This is a genomic window from Undibacterium sp. RuRC25W (assembly GCF_049339825.1).
In the GTDB taxonomy this organism is placed as follows: domain Bacteria; phylum Pseudomonadota; class Gammaproteobacteria; order Burkholderiales; family Burkholderiaceae_D; genus Undibacterium.
Window position 1 is genome coordinate 1 of sequence record NZ_JBMPPD010000038.1, and the last position, 21,407, is coordinate 21,407.

General features: G+C 45.9%; 19 protein-coding genes and 1 rRNA gene. 7 read left to right on the top strand and 13 right to left on the bottom strand.

The genetic code is table 11. From position 1 onward, the window contains the following. Nucleotides 1-395: 395 nt before the first annotated feature. Both rrf and ACO0KV_RS15540 read left to right on the top strand, forming a co-directional pair. Nucleotides 396-508 (top strand): 5S ribosomal RNA (rrf, locus tag ACO0KV_RS15535). Between the two features lie 291 nt (nt 509-799). Next, nucleotides 800-1,048, top strand: coding sequence for a YdcH family protein (locus tag ACO0KV_RS15540; protein WP_423043635.1), 249 nt, complete (start codon nt 800-802; stop codon nt 1,046-1,048). Nucleotides 1,049-1,126: 78 nt separating this feature from the next. Here ACO0KV_RS15540 and ACO0KV_RS15545 read toward each other — a convergent pair whose 3' ends face one another. The 10 genes from ACO0KV_RS15545 to ACO0KV_RS15590 form a co-directional block, all read right to left on the bottom strand. Continuing rightward, nucleotides 1,127-1,930, bottom strand: coding sequence for a DUF3025 domain-containing protein (locus ACO0KV_RS15545; protein ID WP_423043637.1), 804 nt, complete (start codon nt 1,928-1,930; stop codon nt 1,127-1,129). Nucleotides 1,931-1,934: 4 nt separating this feature from the next. Continuing rightward, nucleotides 1,935-2,987, bottom strand: coding sequence for a dihydroorotase (gene pyrC / locus ACO0KV_RS15550; RefSeq protein WP_423043639.1), 1,053 nt, complete (start codon nt 2,985-2,987; stop codon nt 1,935-1,937). A 241-nt stretch (nt 2,988-3,228) separates the two neighbouring features. Next, nucleotides 3,229-3,957, bottom strand: a complete 729-nt coding sequence (locus ACO0KV_RS15555) for an amino acid ABC transporter ATP-binding protein (RefSeq protein WP_423043641.1) — start codon at nt 3,955-3,957, stop codon at nt 3,229-3,231. A gap of 51 nt (nt 3,958-4,008) precedes the next feature. Beyond that, entirely contained in the window at nt 4,009-4,701 is a 693-nt protein-coding gene (locus ACO0KV_RS15560) for an amino acid ABC transporter permease (RefSeq protein ID WP_423043643.1), read from the bottom strand. Between the two features lie 2 nt (nt 4,702-4,703). After that, nucleotides 4,704-5,456, bottom strand: a complete 753-nt coding sequence (locus ACO0KV_RS15565) for an amino acid ABC transporter permease (RefSeq protein WP_423043645.1) — start codon at nt 5,454-5,456, stop codon at nt 4,704-4,706. A gap of 156 nt (nt 5,457-5,612) precedes the next feature. Continuing rightward, entirely contained in the window at nt 5,613-6,560 is a 948-nt protein-coding gene (locus ACO0KV_RS15570) for an amino acid ABC transporter substrate-binding protein (protein ID WP_423043647.1), read from the bottom strand. 199 nt (nt 6,561-6,759) lie between these two features. Next, nucleotides 6,760-7,653, bottom strand: a complete 894-nt coding sequence (locus ACO0KV_RS15575) for an amino acid ABC transporter substrate-binding protein (protein WP_423043649.1) — start codon at nt 7,651-7,653, stop codon at nt 6,760-6,762. 337 nt (nt 7,654-7,990) lie between these two features. Next, a complete protein-coding gene (locus ACO0KV_RS15580; RefSeq protein ID WP_423043651.1) occupies nt 7,991-9,277 on the bottom strand; it encodes a Glu/Leu/Phe/Val family dehydrogenase in 1,287 nt (428 codons plus the stop codon). 204 nt (nt 9,278-9,481) lie between these two features. Further along, the gene (locus ACO0KV_RS15585) at nt 9,482-10,462 is read right to left on the bottom strand and encodes a LysR family transcriptional regulator (RefSeq protein ID WP_423043652.1); all 981 of its coding nucleotides are present in this window, start codon (nt 10,460-10,462) and stop codon (nt 9,482-9,484) included. After that, a complete protein-coding gene (locus ACO0KV_RS15590) occupies nt 10,463-12,343 on the bottom strand; it encodes an ABCB family ABC transporter ATP-binding protein/permease (RefSeq protein WP_423043653.1) in 1,881 nt (626 codons plus the stop codon). 344 nt (nt 12,344-12,687) lie between these two features. On the opposite strand from ACO0KV_RS15590, the gene ACO0KV_RS15595 reads away from it, so the two are divergent. Both ACO0KV_RS15595 and ACO0KV_RS15600 read left to right on the top strand, forming a co-directional pair. Then, a complete protein-coding gene (locus ACO0KV_RS15595) occupies nt 12,688-13,107 on the top strand; it encodes an acyl-CoA thioesterase (protein ID WP_423043655.1) in 420 nt (139 codons plus the stop codon). Nucleotide 13,108: 1 nt separating this feature from the next. Further along, a complete protein-coding gene (locus tag ACO0KV_RS15600; protein ID WP_423043656.1) occupies nt 13,109-14,704 on the top strand; it encodes an alkaline phosphatase D family protein in 1,596 nt (531 codons plus the stop codon). A gap of 81 nt (nt 14,705-14,785) precedes the next feature. Here ACO0KV_RS15600 and ACO0KV_RS15605 read toward each other — a convergent pair whose 3' ends face one another. Beyond that, a complete protein-coding gene (locus ACO0KV_RS15605) occupies nt 14,786-16,465 on the bottom strand; it encodes a long-chain-fatty-acid--CoA ligase (RefSeq protein ID WP_423043658.1) in 1,680 nt (559 codons plus the stop codon). A 497-nt stretch (nt 16,466-16,962) separates the two neighbouring features. Here ACO0KV_RS15605 and ACO0KV_RS15610 point away from each other — a divergent pair, with 497 nt between their 5' ends. Both ACO0KV_RS15610 and ACO0KV_RS15615 read left to right on the top strand, forming a co-directional pair. After that, the gene (locus tag ACO0KV_RS15610) at nt 16,963-18,201 is read left to right on the top strand and encodes a flippase (RefSeq protein ID WP_423043659.1); all 1,239 of its coding nucleotides are present in this window, start codon (nt 16,963-16,965) and stop codon (nt 18,199-18,201) included. 73 nt (nt 18,202-18,274) lie between these two features. Continuing rightward, nucleotides 18,275-19,234 (top strand): glycosyltransferase family 2 protein, encoded by a 960-nt coding sequence (locus ACO0KV_RS15615; RefSeq protein WP_423043660.1) that lies wholly within the window; start codon nt 18,275-18,277, stop codon nt 19,232-19,234. Between the two features lie 39 nt (nt 19,235-19,273). Here ACO0KV_RS15615 and ACO0KV_RS15620 read toward each other — a convergent pair whose 3' ends face one another. Beyond that, the gene (locus ACO0KV_RS15620) at nt 19,274-20,188 is read right to left on the bottom strand and encodes an NAD(P)-dependent oxidoreductase (RefSeq protein ID WP_423043661.1); all 915 of its coding nucleotides are present in this window, start codon (nt 20,186-20,188) and stop codon (nt 19,274-19,276) included. Between the two features lie 125 nt (nt 20,189-20,313). On the opposite strand from ACO0KV_RS15620, the gene ACO0KV_RS15625 reads away from it, so the two are divergent. Further along, a complete protein-coding gene (locus ACO0KV_RS15625; protein ID WP_423043662.1) occupies nt 20,314-20,856 on the top strand; it encodes an acyloxyacyl hydrolase in 543 nt (180 codons plus the stop codon). Between the two features lie 93 nt (nt 20,857-20,949). Here the strand turns inward: ACO0KV_RS15625 and ACO0KV_RS15630 are convergent, their stop codons facing one another. Further along, nucleotides 20,950-21,393, bottom strand: a complete 444-nt coding sequence (locus ACO0KV_RS15630; protein ID WP_423043684.1) for a DUF2147 domain-containing protein — start codon at nt 21,391-21,393, stop codon at nt 20,950-20,952. Between the last annotated feature and the right edge of the window lie 14 nt (nt 21,394-21,407).

Below are 21,407 nucleotides of genomic sequence, written 5' to 3' on the forward strand. Positions count from 1 at the left end.
TCCCGAACAGGACCGTGAAACGACTCTGCGCCAATGATAGTGCTGCAACCAGTGTGAAAGTAGGTTATCGTCAGGCTCCCCCATGCAACCCCTCTCTACTTACGTAGTGAGGGGTTTTGCTTTTATAAAAGGTATGAACGGCTATTTTTTGTTTGGCTACATTAGTTTGTTAAGCCATACCAAAGAGTTGAAGATTGAATTCTGATTCACAATACTAAGCATTGATGCAGTATTGTGATTCATCAATCTGACGTCATAATAGCATTTAGACCAAGTACAGCATACATGACCAGTGTATGTAATACTCAGTTAGCTGGCGGTTACGCTCGCTCTACAAAGATTCGATTTGATGTGCCCTGCAGAACAACGCGAACACAAAAAATCAGCAAGTTATGCCTGATGACCATAGCGAGTTGGTACCACCCCTTCCCATCCCGAACAGGACCGTGAAACGACTCTGCGCCAATGATAGTGCTGCAACCAGTGTGAAAGTAGGTTATCGTCAAGCTCCCCCATGCAACCCCTCTCTACTTACCTAGTGAGGGGTTTTGCTTTTTATTGGTGCGCCTCGTATGTTAGTGGCGCGATATGTCTGGAATTTTCATTTTATTGGGAGCATTTCTATACACTGTATTAACCGTGAAAAGGTCGCGTCGCTATTATGTAAATTAGATCGATCTGAAAAATGGTTAGAGATCTGGACTAATAAGATGTGATATTGATATGGATCACGCTATGATTGGTAGATAGGAATACGATAGAACTAGCAGGAATTTTCCTCATTTATTCAGGAGTTATTATGCAAGTTGACCATCATCCATTAGCTGTTGATTTTCCAGAATTCAAAGAGCAAATCCATTTACTGAAATCAAATGACGCGCATTTCTCAAAATTGTTTGAAGAATATGGTGTTGCTGATAAGGCTGTTAATCGTGCCGAGAATGGTGTCGAACATCTGAGTGATGCGGCACTAGAAGAACTAAAAAAAGTCCGGATTCACCTGAAAGATCAGTTGTTCCAGTTATTACAGGCAAGTGCTAAGGCATAAACCATACGCTCAGTGGTCGATGATGGCCGCTTTTGCAAAACAGACTAATAGAGAAATAAGCGGACAGTAATGATCCGCTTATTTTTTGTGTCTAGGTGGCCTGAAGACGTCGCGGTCTGCATAAAAGTCGGCATCCTGATCTAACCACCAGCCAGGAATGCCGAGGACTGGTAACGGCGTGTAGTCTCCTGTTGTGAGCGTGAGTGTCTTTAGTATGTCTGACACTGACTCATCAATCTCTCTCAGACCTTCGTCACGTGACCTTGTGAAATGTGCAGATTCAACACGTACTACCCATGTATGAGCTGTAATCGCCTTATAAGGATTGACCAACTTTTCCATGAGTGCGTGCCCAAAGCTCCATACCTTGGCGCAGTGATTAAACTTATCTCGTTGTGTTAAGAATGCAGATTGCCATTCATGTTGACGCAAGGCTGCAATCAATTCGTCGCCTTTTACCGAGTTTTCGACAACAAGTAAGGCCGCATTTTCATCAAAGATGGTTGCGGCGTCGCGTGCTGGACCGCGCGATTTTCCAATTCCTAAGGCCGCGATTTGTGCTGCTTGCAGTGCATTGAGTTGCCGCTTGATTAACGGAAAATTTAACCATACCAGCGCATTAAAAAAATCATGCAGATTTTCTCTGGTTGGCACTTTTCCGGTTGCGCTGATATGCGCTTCATAGGCAGCGCCCTCAGGTAGCTCTTCTTGTGGGATAAACAGCAAAGGCATGCCGAGATGATTTTGTAGCTGATGTTCCTGGGCGAGTTGATTTAGTCTGTCGCGCCAGTCAGGCGCAGCAATCAATTGCTGCGCTGCCGGGCGAACCAGGTCAAACCAAGGGGCAGACCAGTTTATCTGGTCATAAAAACGCATCGACATCGACTTAAACTGCTTGCAGCTTCCAGTGTAATGTCTCACCACTGTTTAATGGCACGATGCTCGCATCAGCGAATGGCAATTCTATTGGCATGGTCCAGTCTTCACGGATCAACTGTACTTTGTCTGTGTTACGTGGTAACTGATAGAAATCCGGACCGTTGAAGCTGGAGAAGGCTTCTAATTTATCCAGTGCATTGGCTTGCTCAAACGCTTGCGCATACAGTTCCATGGCGTGCAGGGCGGTGTAGCATCCTGCGCAACCACACGCTTGTTCTTTGGCACCTTTAGCGTGCGGTGCTGAGTCTGTACCTAGGAAGAAGCGCTTACTATCCGAAATCGCTGCCTTGACCAAGGCTTGACGATGCGTCTCACGTTTCAGGACGGGGAGGCAGTAATAATGCGGGCGGATACCGCCTTTGAAAATTTCATTACGGTTATACAATAAATGATGCGCCGTAATCGTTGCAGCAATCGGACCAGACGATTCTGCCACATAGGTTGCCGCATCGCTGGTGGTAATGTGCTCAAATACCACTTTGAGTTCTGGCATGTCCTTACGCAGTGGTTGCATGACGCGATCAATAAACACCGCTTCACGATCAAACAGATCAATTTCAGGGTCTGTAACTTCACCATGAACTAGGAATGGCAAGCCAACTTCTTGCATGACTTCCAGTGTTTTATAGCAGTTTTTTAAATCAGTCACACCCGCATCAGAGTTAGTGGTGGCACCAGCAGGATAGAGTTTCACTGCGTGAATAAATCCACTGTCCTTCGCACGACGGATCTCGTCTGGTGGTGTGTTATTCGTCAGATACAAAGTCATCAATGGTTCAAACTTCATGCCTGCTGGTAACGCCGCCAGAATACGTTGGCGGTAGGCTGCCGCTTGTTCTGTGGTCGTTACAGGTGGTTTCAAATTCGGCATGACGATCGCGCGGGCAAATTGTGCTGCAGTATGCGGCAAAACGCTCGCCAAGGCTGCGCCGTCGCGTAAATGTAAGTGCCAGTCGTCTGGGCGAGTGATCGTGAGTGATTGCAGGGATGATGTAGACATGATGGCTTTCGGTATCAAATTCTTGGTAGCCGTCATTTTACCTTTCTGTGCGTACCACTGAAAGGATAAAAAAATACTCCCCTTGCGTATTCATTCGCTCACTACATTTCATGCGCATAAAATGAGTCAAAGGTGAACGCTCTTGGGGAGTATGTTTCTTATTTACTATTGGTACTTAAAATTTCAAGCAAAATTGCAGCTAGAAGCCGCCAAACGTGTGTTGGTGCGGTTTCCTACCTCATTAATGAGAGATGATTTTAGCTAGGAAGTCGCGCGCGCGATCTGAGCGGGCATTGGTAAAGAAGTCATCTTTCGGACAGTCTTCAACAATCACGCCTTTATCCATAAATACGATACGGTTGGCGACCTTTTTCGCAAATCCCATTTCATGGGTGACGACCATCATCGTCATGCCTTCTTGTGCCAGACCAACCATCACGTCCAGCACTTCATTAATCATCTCTGGATCAAGCGCTGAGGTTGGTTCATCAAACAGCATCGCAATCGGATCCATCGAGAGTGCGCGTGCGATGGCGACGCGTTGCTGCTGACCACCAGAGAGTTGGCCTGGAAATTTATCTTTTTGGCTCAGTAGCCCAACGCGATCTAAATATTTTAATCCACGTTCGGTGGCCTCGTCCTCGGAGCGGCCTAACACTTTGACTTGTCCCAGCGTTAGGTTCTGGCGGATCGTCAGATGCGGGAACAATTCAAAGTTCTGAAAAACCATCCCAATACGTGCGCGGAGCTTAGATAAATTGGTTTTAGGATCGCCGACAGACACGCCATCAACAATAATGTCGCCCTTTTGGAAAGGTTCTAAACCGTTGACTGTTTTGATCAGGGTCGATTTTCCTGAACCAGAAGGGCCGCAAACGACGACGACTTCACCTTTAGATACTTGCGTACTGCAGTCAGTTAATACCTGAAACTGACCATACCATTTGCTGACGTTATTTAATGTAATCATGTTCTCTCCACATTCTTTAAAGGAGTATTTGCGTAATCGTCGACATTGCTCTTAGCGAATAATCGCGACTTTTTGCTGTAATTTTTTAACTAAGCTAGACAAACTAAAACATAAGATGAAATAGATGACAGCAACGAAGGTATACATTTCAACCAAGCGACCATCGCGGTGAGCGATTGCGTTCGCAGAGCCGACAAAGTCGGGGATACCAAGCACCGAGACCAGCGAGACGTCCTGAAATAAAACGATCGTCTGCGTCAGTAAGATGGGAATCATATTTCTGAAGGCCTGTGGCAAGACGACGTTGGCCATGGTTTGCCAATAGGTCATTCCGATTGCATAGCCTGCTGATATTTGTCCACGTGGGATGGATTGAATACCAGAACGCATGATCTCGCAGTAATAAGCTGCTTCAAACATGATGAAGGTAATCAGGCATGAAGAGAATGCGCCCACCTGTACAGGTTCATTGGCACCAATGATCCATGCACCAATATAAGGCGCCAAGAAATAGAACCAGAAAATGACCAACAGCAGTGGTACTGAGCGGATCAGATTGACGTAAGTGGTTGCGATGACTGAAATCAGACGATTGCTAGATAAACGCATTAGCGCCAGTAGGGTGCCTAGGACAATCCCACCTATCATTGCAACCATGGTCAGTTTGACGGTAAATAGCAATCCTTCAAAAATCAGATGTTGCCAGGTACGTTGAATAACATCAAAGTCAAAAGAGCCTAACATGATCAGTTCCCTTTCACTTTAGCTGAGCCAGAGGTGATAAAACCTGGTACGGCAGTCGCTCTTTCAAGCAGATTGGAAAGCAGAATAGCGATGACAGAGATGCAGAGATAAATAATCGTCACTGCTGTAAATGCTTCAAATACCTGGGCAGAAAATTCTTGCATAGAACGTGCACTTTGCATGAGTTCAACCACAAAAATACTAGAGGCGACAGAACTATTTTTAATGATAGCCGCTACCTCATTGGTGAGTGATGGAATAATAATCCGAAACGCCATGGGCAATAGCACATAGCGATACGTTTGCGGCAAGGTTAATCCCAGTGCTGTACCTGCCATTGACTGTCCACGTGGTAGTGCATTAATCCCCGCCGAGACCTGGACTGCAACACGTGCAGAAGTGAAAAAGCCTAGACTCATCGCTGCCGTGATAAACGCCATGTTAGGCAAGGACTTAAGCCAATCCCCCAACGCTGTCGGAACAACCTCTGGCATGACAAAATACCAGAGAAACATTTGTACGAGTAAAGGGATATTGCGAAATAATTCGACGTAAGCATTGGCAGATTTAGCCATCCATTTGTTCGGCGCTGTTCTCATCGTTCCGATGATCGCGCCTAATACCAAGGCAATCACCCATCCCGCACCGGCCGTTGCCAGCGTCCACTCCATACCAGAGATCAGAGAATCAAAATAGGTGCCGCCACCATCGGGGGCATCCTCCCAGAAAATCTTCCAGTTCCAGTTGTAATTCATGTTCCCTCCTTAACCAACTTCTTTTTGCATATACCTGATGCTTGCTCTTTCATGAGTGTGCACCAAATAAAAGGGGAAGTGAATTCACCCCCCCCATTTTTTTACGAACAATATTGTGCGTATTGACCGAAAACTAAAGCTATCCCTAGGGAACGCTTATTTTTTCTTTTTCAGAATCGCTTTTTGTGCTTCTGGTACCGCTGCATAGGCAGATGGATCACCAGAATCCGTTGGTTTGGCAACCACTGCTTTGAGCTGATCTGACATTGGGATATCTAGCGTAATATTTTTTGGTGGAATTGCTTGTAAGAACCACTTGTTATAAATACGATTAATATCGCCAGATGTCAGCACATTACTAATAGCAGTATCGACCGCTTTTTTGAAAGTTGGGTCGTCTTTGCGCAACATAATGCCGTAAGGTTCTACGGATAATGCTTCTTTGCTAATTTCATATTCTGCAGGTGATTTTGAATTGGCCGCCAATGAAGCGAGCAAAATATCGTCCATCACAAATGCTGCTGCACGGCCTGTTTCAACCATCAGGAATGCTTCTGCGTGATCTTTGGCTGGCAAAATGTTGATGCCCAGATTCTGATCTGCGTTCAGTGTCGTCAGCTGTTTCAGGTTTGATGTACCGGATGTCGAGACGACGACTTTACCGCGGAGATCAGCGAGTGTCTTAATGTGAGACGCTTTTTTTGACAAAATCCGGTTTGCGGTCACAAACGTAGTTGGTGCAAAAGTGACCTGTTTTTGACGTTCAAGATTATTGGTTGTTGAACCACATTCCAAATCGATTGTGCCATTTGCCATTAAAGGAATGCGGGTGGCAGAAGTTACTGGATTGAGTTTCACATTCAATGTACTCAAGCCTAACTGTCGTTGTAGCGAAGTGACAATCTTCATGCAGAGATCGACGGAGTAGCCCTGATACGATTGCTTATCGTCGAGATAAGAAAAAGGAATGGATGAATCACGGACGCCAAGAACGATGGTGCCGCTCTCTTTGATTTTTTTTAATGTACCTGTTTCTTGTGCTTGTACTGCATTCATCATCAGGCCTGCACTTGCCATCAGGACTAAGGCTTTTAATAATTTCATACTATCTCCTAAATTAAACGACCACATGCGCATAACAAAGTGTATCAAAGTATGCCGAAGTTGCATTGATAATTTAAATGAAATGCTGTCATTCAAATATACTGGCGGCATACAATATTCTTAGAGCCGTATTGCTATTACCTTGAAGAAAAATTAATAAAAGGTAATTCAATGAAAGTCTGCCACTTTTCCTAAGCAATTAGTCTGCCACCTTATCACTTGGGAAACGGAGGTTGTCACGTAATAAAAAACTCATTGGCATATTCAGGTTAGCATTATTTGGCGGTATTGGCTTCTTAAACCATTTCTCATACAGTTTGGAGATGTCGCCTTCAGTCATCATACGTGCTAATTCACGGTCCAGAAATTCCTTAAATACAGGATCATCCTTGCGTAGCATGATCGCATAAGGTTCAGTTGAAAGCGCATCGCCAACTACCACAAATTTGTCTGGTGCTTTGTTATTGGCGCGTAAGCCGTATAACAATACGTCGTCCATACTAAACGCATCAGCCTGGAAGTTTTCTATCATTACGAAAGATTCTTTATGATCTGATCCTTCTAATAAGCGTAAATTCAAACCACGCACTTTGTCGCGATCATGCAATAACTTAACGGTTGTTGTACCTTTGGTGGTGACGACTTTTTTATCCTTCAAGTCTGTCCAGTTTTTGATACCAGAATCGGCACGGACGAGCATACGGGTAGAAGCGAAGAAATGCGTAATCGTAAAACTAACTTGTTTGCGTCGTTCAGCATTATTGGTTGTGGAGCCACACTCCAGATCTGCCTTGCCATCAACGATAGTATCAATGCGGTTACTTGAGGTCACTAGCAAATAGTTCACTTTTAGCTGTGACAACTTGAGTTCTTTTTTAATATTCTCGACCAGTTTTTGGCAGATATCCATGGAATAGCCTACTGGTTTTCCGTCGGCTAAATAAGAGAAGGGTAGTGATGACTCGCGGTAAGCGATCGTGATTGTTTGCGTCTCTTTAATATGGCTAAAGGTATCGGCTGCGCATGAAAGTGGAATTCCAACTGCCATCAGGCAAGGAATAACTATCTTCAACCAATTTTCTATGACTTTCATAATGCCTCCGAGTAAGCTAGCTCTGGATGGTAATGATAAACAACACAGTTGTTCAAGGGAAATAGATGAGTCTTGCAAAATTTTGTGTGGCGATTGTGGAATTTCGTTTGTTTTTATAAATATGAAGTTATTTTTTAAATAATTATTGTTCTATTTTTAACTAAATGACGATCAATTACTTTTGATAATGACGCGATTTTAAAAGGTGTTTTTCAACGTTCAGAAAAGGAAAAACGCCCAACCACCAGTGACGAGATGTTAGCTTAGGTGATGGGCGTTACGATGACCAAGACGATTTCAGATATTAACTACGCTGATTAAACATCAACGATGTTGTTTATGGATAGAGGCCGCGTACTTCGCGGGCTTGCAAGACGCGTGAGCAACCAATAATGAACGCCGCAGTACGCAATGAAACTTTCTTATCTTCGGTGACTTGCCATACCGAGTTGAATGCTTCTTTCATGATACGGGTCAGACGTTGATTGATTTCATCTTCACTCCAGAAGTAGCTGGAGAAATCTTGCACCCATTCAAAATAGGATACTGTCACACCACCGGCATTGGCGATCACGTCAGGCACAACCAACACGCCTTTGTCGCGCAAGATATCATCCGCTTCTGGTGTTGTTGGACCATTGGCACCTTCCAGAATGATTTTCGCTTTAATCTGATCTGCGTTCTTGGTCGTAATTTGTTGCTCTAACGCCGCAGGGATCATGATGTCGCAATTGACTGACCAGAATTCGTGGTCAGGCAAGACGGCTTCAATGCCTTCAAAACCTGCAACGCTGCCTTTTGTTGCGACGTGTTCCAATAACTTGGGAACATCCAGACCGTTGGAATGGAAAATCGTGCCGCCGTGATCCTGAACTGCAACAATCTTTGCACCTGCTTCTGCAAATAAACGTGCTGCGATACCACCGACGTTACCGAAACCTTGCACGGCAATTTTTGCACCAGCAACGCTCATGCCACGTTTTGCTGCTGCTTCGGAGCCTACAACAAACACGCCACGGCCAGTTGCTTCACGACGCCCCAGACTACCACCGAGAGAGATAGGCTTACCAGTCACAACGCCAGTGGCAGTGCGCCCCTCGTTCATGGAGTAGGTATCCATCATCCATGCCATTGTTTGTTCGTTTGTGTTGACGTCAGGTGCTGGGATATCTTTGTCTGGTCCGATGATGATGCCGATTTCAGATGTATAGCGACGTGTCATCCGCATCAACTCACCTTTTGACAGCGTTTTTGGATCAACACGGATACCGCCTTTTGCGCCACCGTATGGGACGTTAACTGCGGAGTTTTTGATTGTCATCCATGCGGACAGGGCCATGACTTCGGAGAGTGTTACGTCCTGATGGAAACGTACGCCACCTTTACCAGGGCCGCGTGACGTATTGTGCTGAACGCGATAGCCTTCAAAATGAGCAATCGTACCGTCGTCGCGCTCGATAGGCACGTCAACAACCAGAATACGCTTCGGACGTTTGAGGGTTTCAACCCAACGTGACAGGTTGCCAAGATAAGGGGTAACGCGATCAATTTGCTCGAGGTAAACGGACCAAGGACCGGTCTCTGTCGGGGTAAGATAGGACGGGATCTGGTGTTGGCTGGACATGGTATCTCCGGTAATAATGGCAAAAAAGACAAATAAATGACTTATTTTGGTGCGTTAATTTAAAAACTGCACTAAAAAGGTGAGGCATAGTAGTCTTTTCTACCAATATTCAGCCAATGCTTTGTTTGCATTAATCTATGCGTGAAATGCATAACCTTGAGATGAACTGTAGGCTATAGAAAGATTTCAAGATTGTATCGTTACTTAAGGACCAGTCGTTTCAAGTCGAGGCCATCGATTTTTTTGATGTTTTTTAATTTCTGTTGCTTGTAGTTGCGACAGATAATCCCACAGCCGCGACACAATCATTTTCCCGGGGCGCTGTAATGATGGGCGTTCGCGATAGAGCCTGATTTCCATGTTGACTTCCCACGCGCCACTGCCATCATCCGCCCGCGCCAACTGTTTTTGCTTGAGTTCACGGGTCACTGCGGACTCAGGTAAAAATGCGATGCCACGACCTTCTAATGCCATCATTTTTAACCCTTCTGCCATGTCGGTCTCGTAGCATTTTTCTAGGTGCAAAGGTGTACGTGCATCGTTCAAAATGAGATCAACCATCCGGCCTAGATAGGCATTGTTGGCATAGGCTAAAAATGGTAAGGGCTGATCGCTGTTTCCAGGCAAGACAAATTCCGGATCACCGTGTTTATCGCAGCGCGTGTACGCACGTAATGCCTCATTGCCCATGCTGATCATGTCGTATTGGCTGGCGTCAAGCAATAAGGGCTGGCGCGGATGGTGATAGCACAACATTAAATCGCAACCACCTTCAACTAGCGTCATGACAGCATCATGGACGTTCAAGGCTAATAGGCGACTATTGATCTCACCGAATGCTGATTCAAGACCCGTAATCCAGCGCGGAACATAAGTGAGAGAGAGCGTGTGTGGAACCGCAAAATCAATCGTGGTCTGGGTGGTGGTTCGCTTTCCACGTAATAACGCTCGGGCATTGTTGATTTGACCAAGCATGGCGATAGCTTGTTCATAAAAAACTTCACCTGCATAGGTTAAGCGCGTTGGGTAGGAAGTGCGGTCGATCAGATCACTCCCTAGCCAGGCTTCTAAGGATTGAATCCGGCGCGAAAATGCTGGTTGCGTAACATGACGCAACTCAGCTGAACGACTGAAACTTTTGGTTTCTGCCAGCGATACAAAATCTTCTAACCACTTTGTTTCCATTTATACCCCCGCTACATCAACCGTCATATTGTCAGCACCGCTGTTGTCGCTTATGTCAGAGACACCACTTTGCTGACGTTCCCACATTTGCGTATAGGACCCTTGCAGATTGAGTAACTCCTGATGAGTGCCACGCTCGATAATTCTACCTTTGTCCATCACCAGAATCTGATGTGCATCGACGATGGTAGAGAGGCGGTGTGCGATGACTAGGCTGGTGCGGCTGCGGGCGATTTCTTTTAATTGCGCTTGTATCATTTGCTCAGAGCGTGAATCCAACGCTGACGTTGCTTCATCAAAAATCATAATAGCTGGATTTTTAAGCAAAGTACGCGCAATGGCGACGCGTTGTTTTTCACCACCAGATAACTTCAGACCGCGCTCGCCGACCATGGATTGATAACCGTCTGGCAGTGACTCAATGAAATCATGAATGTACGCTGCTTTGGCGACAGCAATAATTTCGTCTTTACTCGCTCCCGGTTTGCCATAGCCAATGTTGTATTCGATGGTGTCGTTAAACAAGACAGTATCCTGCGGCACGATACCAATCGCCGCCCTTACAGATGCCTGTTTTACCTGACGTAAATCCTGGCCGTCGATGCTAATTGTTCCCGCTTGGATGTCATAAAAACGGAACAACAAACGGGATAAAGTTGACTTGCCTGATCCGCTATGACCGACCACGGCCGTTGTGGTTCCAGCGGCAATCGTGAAGTCAACATCAAACAAAATTTGCCGTTTACTTTCGTAGCTAAAGTCGACATGGTTAAAGACAATCTCACCCCCCTCAAGATGCTTGATGACGAGCGATTTTGCACCGATGGGATCAGCAATTTCTTGATTCTGGTCGAGCAGAGAAAACAGTTTTTCCATATCCGCCAGACTTTGCTTGATTTCACGATAAAGCACACCAAGAAAATTGAGTGGCACATACAATTGCAGCATAAAAGAATTGACCAGAACGAGATCACCAATCGTCATGGTGCCATTGATGACGCCAAGGGTTGCACGCCATAAAATTAAAGTAACGGCGGTGGCAATAATGCTGGACTGCCCCATGTTTAATAACGATAGGCTACTTTGAGATTTGACGGCTGCCGTTTCGTAATGTTGGAGACCCTGATCGTAGCGTTGTGCTTCGTATTCTTCGTTACTAAAATATTTGACGGTCTCGTAATTGAGTAAAGAATCGATCGCTTTGCTGCTGGCTTTAGAATCAAGTTCATTCATCGTCCGTCTGAAATGGGTACGCCATTCAGTGACAGAAATGGTGAATACGATATAGGTGCTGAGAGCAACAAAGGTAATAATACTGAACCATTTATCGTAATGAGTGCTCAGGTAAATTAACACCAACGTGATTTCCAATAGCGTTGGAAGAATGCTAAATAAAGCATAAGACACCAACGATGAAACAGCGCGCGTACCACGTTCAATATCACGAGTCACACCGCCAGTCTGACGGTTTAAGTGAAAACGTAAAGATAACGAATGTAAGTGGCGAAATACCTTCAGGGCAATTGTTCGTACGGCTCTTTGTGTTACTTTGGCAAAGATGAATTCTCGCAATTCGGTAAATATCGTCGTTGATAGCCTTAAAGCGCCATAAGCGATGATGAGGCTTATTGGCAATACCACCATTGCGGAAGGATGGCTTGGGGTGACCGTCAAGTTGTCGACCAGTTTCTTTAGTACCAGTGGCACACCGACAAGCGCGAGTTTGGCGCCAACGAGAAGTGAGATAGCCAGCAATACCCGTAACTTGTAGGCCCACAGATAGGGCAGTAGCGTTTTGATCGTCGCCCAGTCGCTGCGTTGTGAAGTGGCAGACGCTACTGAAGCGAACTTGTTGGTCGTGTTGTCTCGGTGATTACGCATCCTGAGAGTCTTTCGTCGATTTGGTTTATGATTTCAGCCCTGCAATCGCTAGCAATAGTCGTCTTGCCAGTGTCATCGAGGGACAAAACACAAAAGCAGCCAGTATTGACTGGTGATAGCTGGTCGCTTTACATTGGCATTATGCGCAAGTTTTTTTGCGCTAAGCTGTAGATTGTAACCTCTTGCCACGCCAACGGTGCATTGCCTATCGTGATTGTTGCGGGTTACTTTTTTGCTGGACAGATACAGGAATGATTATTGTTGGCTTTTTTATTTAATCCCCGCGCCAACGATGTTAAACAGTTTCCTAAAGATTGATTATTTATTGTTTTAGAAAGATCACAATGTCAAACCAAGTACAAACCACACTCCCTCCTCACATGCCCACTTTGCGTGTGATGCCAATGCCTTCTGATGCCAATGTGCATGGTGATGTGTTTGGTGGATGGATTATGGCGCAGGTTGATATTGCGGGTGCTATTCCTGCCGCACGCCGTGCAAATGGTCGTGTCGCGACGATTGCTGTGAATTCATTCTTGTTTAAACAACCGGTGTTTGTTGGCGACTTACTGTCATTTTATGCTGAAGTGGTGAAGGTAGGTAATACCTCGATTACGATTTCCGTTGAAGTGTACGCAGAGCGTAATCGCTTACAAGCGACCACCGTGAAAGTTACCGAAGCAACACTGACATATGTAGCGACTGGTGACGATCGTAAACCACGTCAGATCCCACCGATAGAGGTTATCGCTTCCGGTAACTGAGATGTGGTCACGTCGTCATTTTTTGGAACGCGGTCTACAATTAGGCTCGCTGGCGGCGCTGGTGCAGGCTTTACCAGCATATGCTGCCGATAAGATATCCGGCGGAAATCCCTCCTATCCTTTTACTCTGGGTGTCGCATCGGGATCGCCGCGTCAGGATAGCGTGGTGTTGTGGACGCGTTTATTACCTGGTCAGTTAAATTCTCTGTTGTTGCCCCCTGTGCCTTATAAAGTCCGTTGGGAGTTGGCTGAGGATGAGGCATTTAAGCGTATCGTCAGTAAAGGCGAAGCGTTCGCCTTACCTGAGTTGGCGCATAGTGTTCATGTTGATGTGACCGACTTACGTCCCGATCGCTGGTATTGGTATCGATTTATGTTGGGCGATGCAGTGAGTCCACGCGGTCGTACCCGCACGGCACCAGCCTTGGATACGCAAGGCAGTAGCCTGAAGTTAGCTGTGGCTTCTTGCCAGCACTGGGAATTTGGTGAGTACGCAGCGCATCATCATATTGCACAAGCCGCCCCAGATCTGGTCGCGTTTCTGGGCGATTATATTTACGAATGGGGACCGTACGACAACAAGCACCCTGTGCGACCACGTCGTCGTGATATCGAAAGTTTTTCACTGGATGAATACCGAGCAAGATATGCGCAGTATAAAACTGATCCATTCTTACAAGAAGCACATCACGCAGCACCGTGGATTGTGACCTGGGATGATCACGAAGTGAGTAATGATTATGGTAACGACCGCGATGAGCGTCTCGATCCCCATTTTATTCAACGTCGGGCCGCCGCTTATCAAGCGTTTTATGAACATATGCCGGTACGGCTTCAACAAGTAACCACGACCCCAGAACAATTTGCACATATGCGGATTTACGATCGCTATGACTGGGGACGACTGGCACGTTTCCATGTCGTTGATGACAGGCAGTATCGTTCTTATCAACCTTGTGTTAAAGCCGGGCAAGGGGGCTCCAGTATTGTTAGTCGTGCGGAGTGTAGTGATTTACGGGACTCAACTCGTACCTTACTGGGAACGGAACAAGAGCAATGGCTGTCACGCGGTCTTGCCACCTCTCAGACGAAATGGAATATTTTGACGCAGCAAACCCTCATGGCACAGTGCGATGTCGGTGCGGATTTTCATACACCAGAAGCCAAATTTTGGACTGACGGATGGGATGGTTGTCCTGCAGGAAGACAACGTTTATTTGATGATATTCAAAAATATCAACCTTCTAATCCTGTGGTAATTTCAGGCGACGTACATACTTTTTATGCAGCGAATCTGAAGCGTAATTTTGATGAAAAAGCGTCTGCTGGCAATCCGGTGATTGCGACTGAATTTTGTGGGACATCCATTACCTCGAATTCACGACCGCAAGAAAGTACAGATCAAATTCTTGCGCGAAATCGACACATTAAGTATGGTCGTAGTGATAAGCGTGGCTATATGTTAATGGAAATTTCTGAGAAGAAAATGTTGACGCATTTTGTGGCGCTGGATGATGTGCTGAAAGCTGATTCTGGAATAACGACGTTGCAGAGTTTCGTGGTTGAAGATGGAAAAACAGGCGTAGTGAAAGCTTGATGTTGAAGCTATTTTGATGCTCTGGATTCTCCGTACAGACGGAGAATCCAACATGCTCAGGCGGGAGCCTGAGTTATTTAATTAAGCAGTTTTTTTCTCGTCACGTAATTCACGGCGCAAGATTTTTCCCACATTGGTTTTTGGCAAATCCATACGGAATTCAATGTACTTTGGTTTTTTGTAGGCTGTGAATTGTTCTTTGCAATAATCCATAAGCTGATCCACTGTCAGGTTTGGATCTTTACGCACCACAAATAATTTTACTGCTTCACCGGAATTGGCATCTGGTACACCTATACAAGCACATTCCAGAACCCCAGGATGAAGAGCGACGACGCCTTCGATTTCGTTTGGATACACGTTAAAGCCCGACACCAGAATCATGTCTTTTTTACGATCGACAATGGTTGTATAGCCGCGGAAATCCATGATGCCAACGTCGCCAGTTTTAAAGAAACCATCGGGCGTCATTACTTTCGCAGTTTCATCAGGACGGTTCCAATAGCCGACCATCACTTGCGGGCCGCGAATGGCAATTTCTCCTGGATGACCAAGTGGTACAGGATTACCGTCATCATCCAGAATCAAAATTTCTGTTGATGGAATTGGCATGCCGATGGTGCCGGAGAACTCTTTGGTATTAGCAAGATTGGCTGTGGCAACGGGCGAAGTTTCAGATAATCCGTAACCTTCTGCGATGGCGCAGCCCGTCACTTTGAGCCATTTATCCGCAACAGCTTTTTGTACCGCCATGCCACCACCACTGCAAATTTCGTAGCCCGAGAAATCTAGCTTCGCAAAGTCAGGATTGTTTAATAAACCGTTGTACAAGGTATTCACAGCAGGGAAAATATTGACCTTGTAGTTGCTCAGTTCTTTAATAAAACCCGGGATATCGCGTGGATTTGGAATCAGCAAATTCATTGCGCCAATACGTGTGCCGAGTAAGCTACAAACGGTGAGCGCAAAAATATGGTACAGCGGCAAGGCGCAGACAATGACCTTTGGTTCGTTTTCGTGGCCAGACATACTCGGCGACAGCCATGCGTCATTCTGCAAGACGTTAGCAACGACGTTTCTATGCGTCAGTGTCGCACCTTTGGAGACGCCTGTTGTTCCGCCAGTATATTGCAGGAAGGCGACATCGCTATGGTTGATCTCGACGGGTTTGAACGTTAATTGACGTCCTTCAGAGACAACTTTATTGAAACGAATTGCTGTCGGCAGTGTAAAGTCAGGGACCATTTTTTTGACTTTGCGAACCACAAGGTTCACTAGCGTACCTTTGAGTCCACCCAGTAAATCACCCATGCTAGCAACAACGATATGCTTGACATGAACTTTTCCAATGACTTGCTCCAGCGTCGTCGCAAAATTTTCTAGAATAAAAATAGCCTCTGCGCCGGAATCTTTGAGTTGATGCTCTAATTCACGGGGTGTATAGAGTGGATTGACATTCACTACGCTGTAACCCGCACGCAGAATCGCTGCCATAACAACTGGATATTGCAATACGTTCGGCATCATGATGGCAACGCGCGCGCCTTGCTTGAGACCGCGGCTTTGCAGCCAAGCAGCAACTTGACGTGACATAGCGTCAAGTTCGCCATATGTCATGAATTTACCCATGCAGGCATAGGCATTCCGTGCAGCAAATTTTTTGAATGCTTCCTCCAGCAACTGCACCAATGACTGATACTGCGTGACATCGATTTCCGCAGGCATATCTGCTGGGTAGGATTTCAGCCAAAACTTATCCATAAATTTCCTTGTCTCTGATTGTTATTCTGTGTTTAGGTGCATTTTGCCAACATGATACTGAAAAAAAGCATGGTCGTACTTTTTAATGATGGTCAACTCCCAGCACCTGATGCTATCGCCTAAATGTTTCCGGTGCAAGCGTTTTGACAGTAAATTGACCCTAGTGTTGAGCTAAGGCAAGTTCTGGAATAGGTGCAGAAACGGTCGAAAAGTAACAACGACAACGCGTTGCTGGTCAGCAGAAAGGCCCGATTAGCTACTCAAATTTGTTGCATTCTGCGACAATAGCGACCCGCACCAGAACAGAATTACTCAGGTGGAGGTGATGCCATTTTTATCCGACGGCGAAGGTAGCGATGAGTAGAATGCCGCCGATAGATCGCATTTTTCTCTCTTTCAATGGATGGTCGATGCTCCCTGGGTAGTGTTTCCCTCAAAGAATTGAAGTAATTAAGAAAATTTCTTATTGTGACCGTACTCTCTCGGTGAAAGATCAGATGACAGGCATCAAAAAAAATATCGCATACATGATGCTGGTACAAGGAGTCACTTATCTCGCGCCACTCGTGACCTTGCCGTATCTCACGCGGGTATTGGGGAATGAGACCTATGGCAATTTTGGCTTTATTCAGGCCATCGTACAATATTTTGTATTAGTTACTGATTATGGTTTTGGGATTACCGCTACGCGCCTGATTGCAATTCATCGGGATGACAAACCGAATATATCCTCGGTGGTAGTCAATACGATTGCCGTTAAACTGGCGCTGGCGCTGCTGTCTGGCATTATCTCTGCAGGGTTGTGTGTTATTTTTCCTCAACTGACTCAGCATCTTGATGTACTGCTGGCGTGCTTTATCGGTGTGCTAGGCAATGCGCTGTTTCCGACGTGGATGTTTCAGGGACTGGAACGCATGCGTGCACTTGCCGTGATTATTTGTCTGTCGCGATTATTGCCTTTACCTTTTTTCTTTTTATGGGTACATCAATCGTCTGACGTTGTGACTGCCGCAGCATTACAAAATATTCCTGGGATGATCGCGGCCTTATTTTCTTTTTATTATGCATATCAGCAGCGTTTTATTGGTTTTTCGCCAGTCAGCTTAATGCGTATGAAACATATGCTGAGCGAGGGGTGGGCCGTATTTCTGTCGAACATGTCGACCAGCTTTTACACGACAGTCAACGGTATTCTGATTGGTATGTTTGCGGGCCCTGAACAGGCTGCTTTTTTTTATGCGACGGATAAGTTGCGTCTTGCCGCACAAGGGCTGATACAACCTATTGCCTCGGTGTTCTTTCCTCGGGTGGTGGTTTTGCATGAAAAGAACGATCAGTCGGCGCTGTCTCATGTGATTAAAAAAGGGGGCTTATTCTTGATCAGTATGGAGCTGGTATGTGGGCTGGTGATGTTTTTCGGCGCTGATATGATTGCGTTGCATTACCTCGGTGCAGGGTTCGCACCTGCCGCGCTTTATTTACGCTCGCTGGCTTTTCTGCCTGTTGTTATTGCGGTAGCGACGATCCTGTCGCAATGGCGCTTTCAGGCAGTAGGGCAGAGCGTGATTTTGAGTAAAATTTATTTGATTGCAGGCCCTCTGCATGCATTGTATGCGACTTACCTGACCTATCAATACCATACCTATGGCCTGATCGTCAGTTTGTACCTGACTGAAATTGGCATTACGGCAGCGATGGTGATCCTGCTGAAGAAAAAAAATATTGCTGTGTACTGAACTACATCATTTTCAGTCATTTTCAGGATACAGCCCAACTCATCTTATTGATTTACAGAAAAGTTTATTCATTATGCCGACGATTGATATTGCTCTTGCAGCTTATAACGGGGAAAAATACATCGCTGATCAGCTCCAGTCGATCCTTTCTTGCAAAATTAGTAGAGAGGGATTTGTACTCGGCAATATCATCGTCTCAGACAACATGTCGACCGACAGGACACCAGAGATCGTCAAAAATTTATCGCAGACTTATCCCAATATTAAGTATTTATCCAATGAAAAGCGGGGTGTGATGAATAATTTTAATTTTGCTATTCAGAATACGACGGCAGATTATGTGATGCTGTCTGATCAAGATGATATCTGGTTAGAAAATAAAATTGATTTATCAGTGGCCAAGTTGCTTGAGTTGGAAGCTGGAAGTGGCAAGGAGAATCCACTACTTGTCTTTACGGATTTACGTGTGGTGGATAGCCAGCTCAATACGATTCATCCGTCTTTTTTTGCGTATCAAAAAGTTAAAGTCGATGGTTATCGCTACCCGAAAAATATTTTTCTTTCCAACGTCGCACCGGGTTGTACGATGCTGATCAACCGAGCGTTGATACGAAAAGCATTACCAGTGCCAGTTGGCGCGATTATGCACGACTATTGGTTAATTCTTGTTGCTAGTTCTTTTGGTCAAGTGGGACATGTGCTGGAGCAGACGATGTTGTACCGGCAGCACGAAAATAATCAGATTGGTGCGAAAACACGGCGTTATCGCGATATGTTTTTGTCGCCGCGTCAAAAATTTAATGAAGCGCGCAGTAGCCTTGAAAATGCCGGCACCCAGGCAAAGGCCTTCCTTGTTAGTTACCCAGATACTCCTGCCACATGTTTTGATGCGATCCATTATCTGACGGAATTCAAGCAGATGTCACGCTTTAGACGAGTGCAGGGGCTGTACAAAAAAGAGATTGAAAACCGCACCTTTTTTGGCACGGTGATTTTGTACATGCTAGCGCTTGTTCTGCCTCGCAGGCATTGAGGCTGCAATGCGTCTGCTATGAGGGGGCATCATGCATAATCAGGGTAATAAATCTTCCTTTTGTCCTAAACGATGTCCAGGGTTTCTCGCCTCTAGCGCTAGCAGTGCTGCAGAATGATCCGCAGATGGCTGGTGGGTCAGTAGCTCTGCAAAGACGTCCGCAACCTGTTGGGTAAGTGGGAGTTCAAGCCCCGCATGGTGTGCCGCGTCAAGAATATTGCGCATATCCTTTGCTTGAGATTTGACTTGTCCTCCGGGGATAAAAGTTCGGTCTAACATGCGTTGACCGTGGACCTCTAAGATCCGGCTTTCCGCAAATCCACCACGGAGTGCCTGCCGGACTGCGGACGGATCGGCACCGCCGGCTTGTGCTAATAGCAGTGCTTCAGCGACGATATTAATCGTGCCGCCAACAATGAGCTGATTGCAGAGCTTTGCCAGTTGTCCTGTTCCAGGACCACCGACGTGGGTGGGATGACCTAAGACGGATAATAGTTGTCTGATTGCCGCAAAACTGGCTTCATTCGCGCCAGCCATAATCGCCAACTGACCGCTTTGCGCACCAATCACCCCGCCGGAGACCGGCGCATCGACAAAGGCTACCCCTTGCTTTTCGAGAAGGGTATGAAATTTCTGTGCCTCCGATTGCTTGGTTGAACTCATATCAACCACGATACTACCGGCTTTGAGCGCTGGTAGGATCTGCATCAGGACGTCTTCGACAACGGGGCCCGAATCCAGCATGGTAATGATGATATCTGCTGACCATTGATCACTTTGTACCGCTGAACTTGCTGACGCTGCGATACGTGCACCGATTGCTGCAAGGGGGCTTGCTTTGGCAATCGTACGGTTCCAGACGCTGACAGGATAAGCCGCTTGCAATAAACGGGTAGCCATGGGTAGTCCCATGAGTCCTAGGCCTAAAAAGGCGATATGTTCTTTATTTTGCATGGCAAATGTTGTTGGAAGATCTCATTCTTATGATAACGCTTTTCAAATAAAGGCGTCCCGTTTTCGAACATCGGTTTTATGTTATTCTTTGAGACTGCCGTATTGACAATGTGTAGACCAAATATATGAAAATCTTAAATAAACAGCTTCTTTTAGTGTGTCTTGGCATGGCGCTTGTCCATACAAGTGCATCCGCGATTGATTCCGTGTCGGGTGAAGTGGCTACGGGTAACCGTTCGCAATTCGTCAGAGCTGGTGCGCAGTGGAATTGGGACAATGAATGGTATAAGTCGAACGGTACTTTCATTGGTGGTTACTGGGATGCTACGCTGACCGAATGGCGTAATAATGCCTACAAGGGCGTACCCGGCGACACGCAGAACATCACCGACATCGGCATTACCCCCGTATTCCGTTTCCAGAACGATAGCCGTAAAGGCTTGTACGGTGAAGCAGCCATTGGTCTTCATCTGTTTTCACACATTTACAGCAATAACAATCGCCAGTTTTCAACAGCATTCCAGTTTGGGGATCACTTGGGCGTTGGCTATGTGTTTAACAATGGTTGGGATCTGGCTTTGAAAGTACAGCATTTTTCTAACGGCGCGATTAAACATCCGAATCCAGGTGCGAATTTGGTAGTTATTAAAGTAGGACACAGCTTCTAATTGACATGGCGCAATCAGGTACGATTGCTGTCATTTGACGGGGTGAAATAAAAAAGGAGCCGAGGCTCCCTTTTTATTTCATCATTGACTCAATTACTGTTCACGAATCCAGATTTGTGAACGACCAAAAAACGGTGTGCCGATATAGCCGCGGACATTCAGTTTTTTGTAATTTTCAACGGGCGTGATTTTGCTGCTGTAAAGTTTCCCGTCGCCCGGATCTAGAATTTTCCCGCCGGAGTATTCGTTACCATCTTTTTTAAGCCCAAATAAAATGGTCATGCCAATAATGGGTTGATCTTTATTGACGCCTTCGCATTTGTCGCATTTAGGATTTTTATCGGCGTCACCATCAAGAAACAATCGTTCGATTTTCCCTTGCAATTCGCCAGCTGATTCAGTAATGCGAATCATTGCTTTGGGCTTGCCAGTTTTGTCGTCAATGTTTTTCCACAGACCTACAGGGGAATCTTCCGCGTGGGCAAGAGGCGCCATTGCAATGGCTAAAAGGATGGCAATAAGCCCAGTTTTTTTCATGGTGTCTCCGATGC

Bases quoted from the DNA above. Each gene is read 5' to 3' on its own strand.
- ACO0KV_RS15540 (WP_423043635.1), top strand. From the start codon at position 800: ATGCAAGTTGACCATCATCCATTAGCTGTTGATTTTCCAGAATTCAAA.
- ACO0KV_RS15590 (WP_423043653.1), bottom strand. From the start codon at position 12,343: ATGCGTAATCACCGAGACAACACGACCAACAAGTTCGCTTCAGTAGCG.
- ACO0KV_RS15575 (WP_423043649.1), bottom strand. From the start codon at position 7,653: ATGAAAGTCATAGAAAATTGGTTGAAGATAGTTATTCCTTGCCTGATG.
- ACO0KV_RS15580 (WP_423043651.1), bottom strand. From the start codon at position 9,277: ATGTCCAGCCAACACCAGATCCCGTCCTATCTTACCCCGACAGAGACC.
- ACO0KV_RS15560 (WP_423043643.1), bottom strand. From the start codon at position 4,701: ATGTTAGGCTCTTTTGACTTTGATGTTATTCAACGTACCTGGCAACAT.
- ACO0KV_RS15565 (WP_423043645.1), bottom strand. From the start codon at position 5,456: ATGAATTACAACTGGAACTGGAAGATTTTCTGGGAGGATGCCCCCGAT.
- ACO0KV_RS15555 (WP_423043641.1), bottom strand. From the start codon at position 3,957: ATGATTACATTAAATAACGTCAGCAAATGGTATGGTCAGTTTCAGGTA.
- ACO0KV_RS15620 (WP_423043661.1), bottom strand. From the start codon at position 20,188: ATGCAAAATAAAGAACATATCGCCTTTTTAGGCCTAGGACTCATGGGA.
- pyrC (WP_423043639.1), bottom strand. From the start codon at position 2,987: ATGTCTACATCATCCCTGCAATCACTCACGATCACTCGCCCAGACGAC.
- ACO0KV_RS15605 (WP_423043658.1), bottom strand. From the start codon at position 16,465: ATGGATAAGTTTTGGCTGAAATCCTACCCAGCAGATATGCCTGCGGAA.
- ACO0KV_RS15595 (WP_423043655.1), top strand. From the start codon at position 12,688: ATGTCAAACCAAGTACAAACCACACTCCCTCCTCACATGCCCACTTTG.
- ACO0KV_RS15630 (WP_423043684.1), bottom strand. From the start codon at position 21,393: ATGAAAAAAACTGGGCTTATTGCCATCCTTTTAGCCATTGCAATGGCG.
- ACO0KV_RS15615 (WP_423043660.1), top strand. From the start codon at position 18,275: ATGCCGACGATTGATATTGCTCTTGCAGCTTATAACGGGGAAAAATAC.
- ACO0KV_RS15570 (WP_423043647.1), bottom strand. From the start codon at position 6,560: ATGAAATTATTAAAAGCCTTAGTCCTGATGGCAAGTGCAGGCCTGATG.
- ACO0KV_RS15610 (WP_423043659.1), top strand. From the start codon at position 16,963: ATGACAGGCATCAAAAAAAATATCGCATACATGATGCTGGTACAAGGA.
- ACO0KV_RS15585 (WP_423043652.1), bottom strand. From the start codon at position 10,462: ATGGAAACAAAGTGGTTAGAAGATTTTGTATCGCTGGCAGAAACCAAA.
- ACO0KV_RS15600 (WP_423043656.1), top strand. From the start codon at position 13,109: ATGTGGTCACGTCGTCATTTTTTGGAACGCGGTCTACAATTAGGCTCG.
- ACO0KV_RS15625 (WP_423043662.1), top strand. From the start codon at position 20,314: ATGAAAATCTTAAATAAACAGCTTCTTTTAGTGTGTCTTGGCATGGCG.
- ACO0KV_RS15545 (WP_423043637.1), bottom strand. From the start codon at position 1,930: ATGTCGATGCGTTTTTATGACCAGATAAACTGGTCTGCCCCTTGGTTT.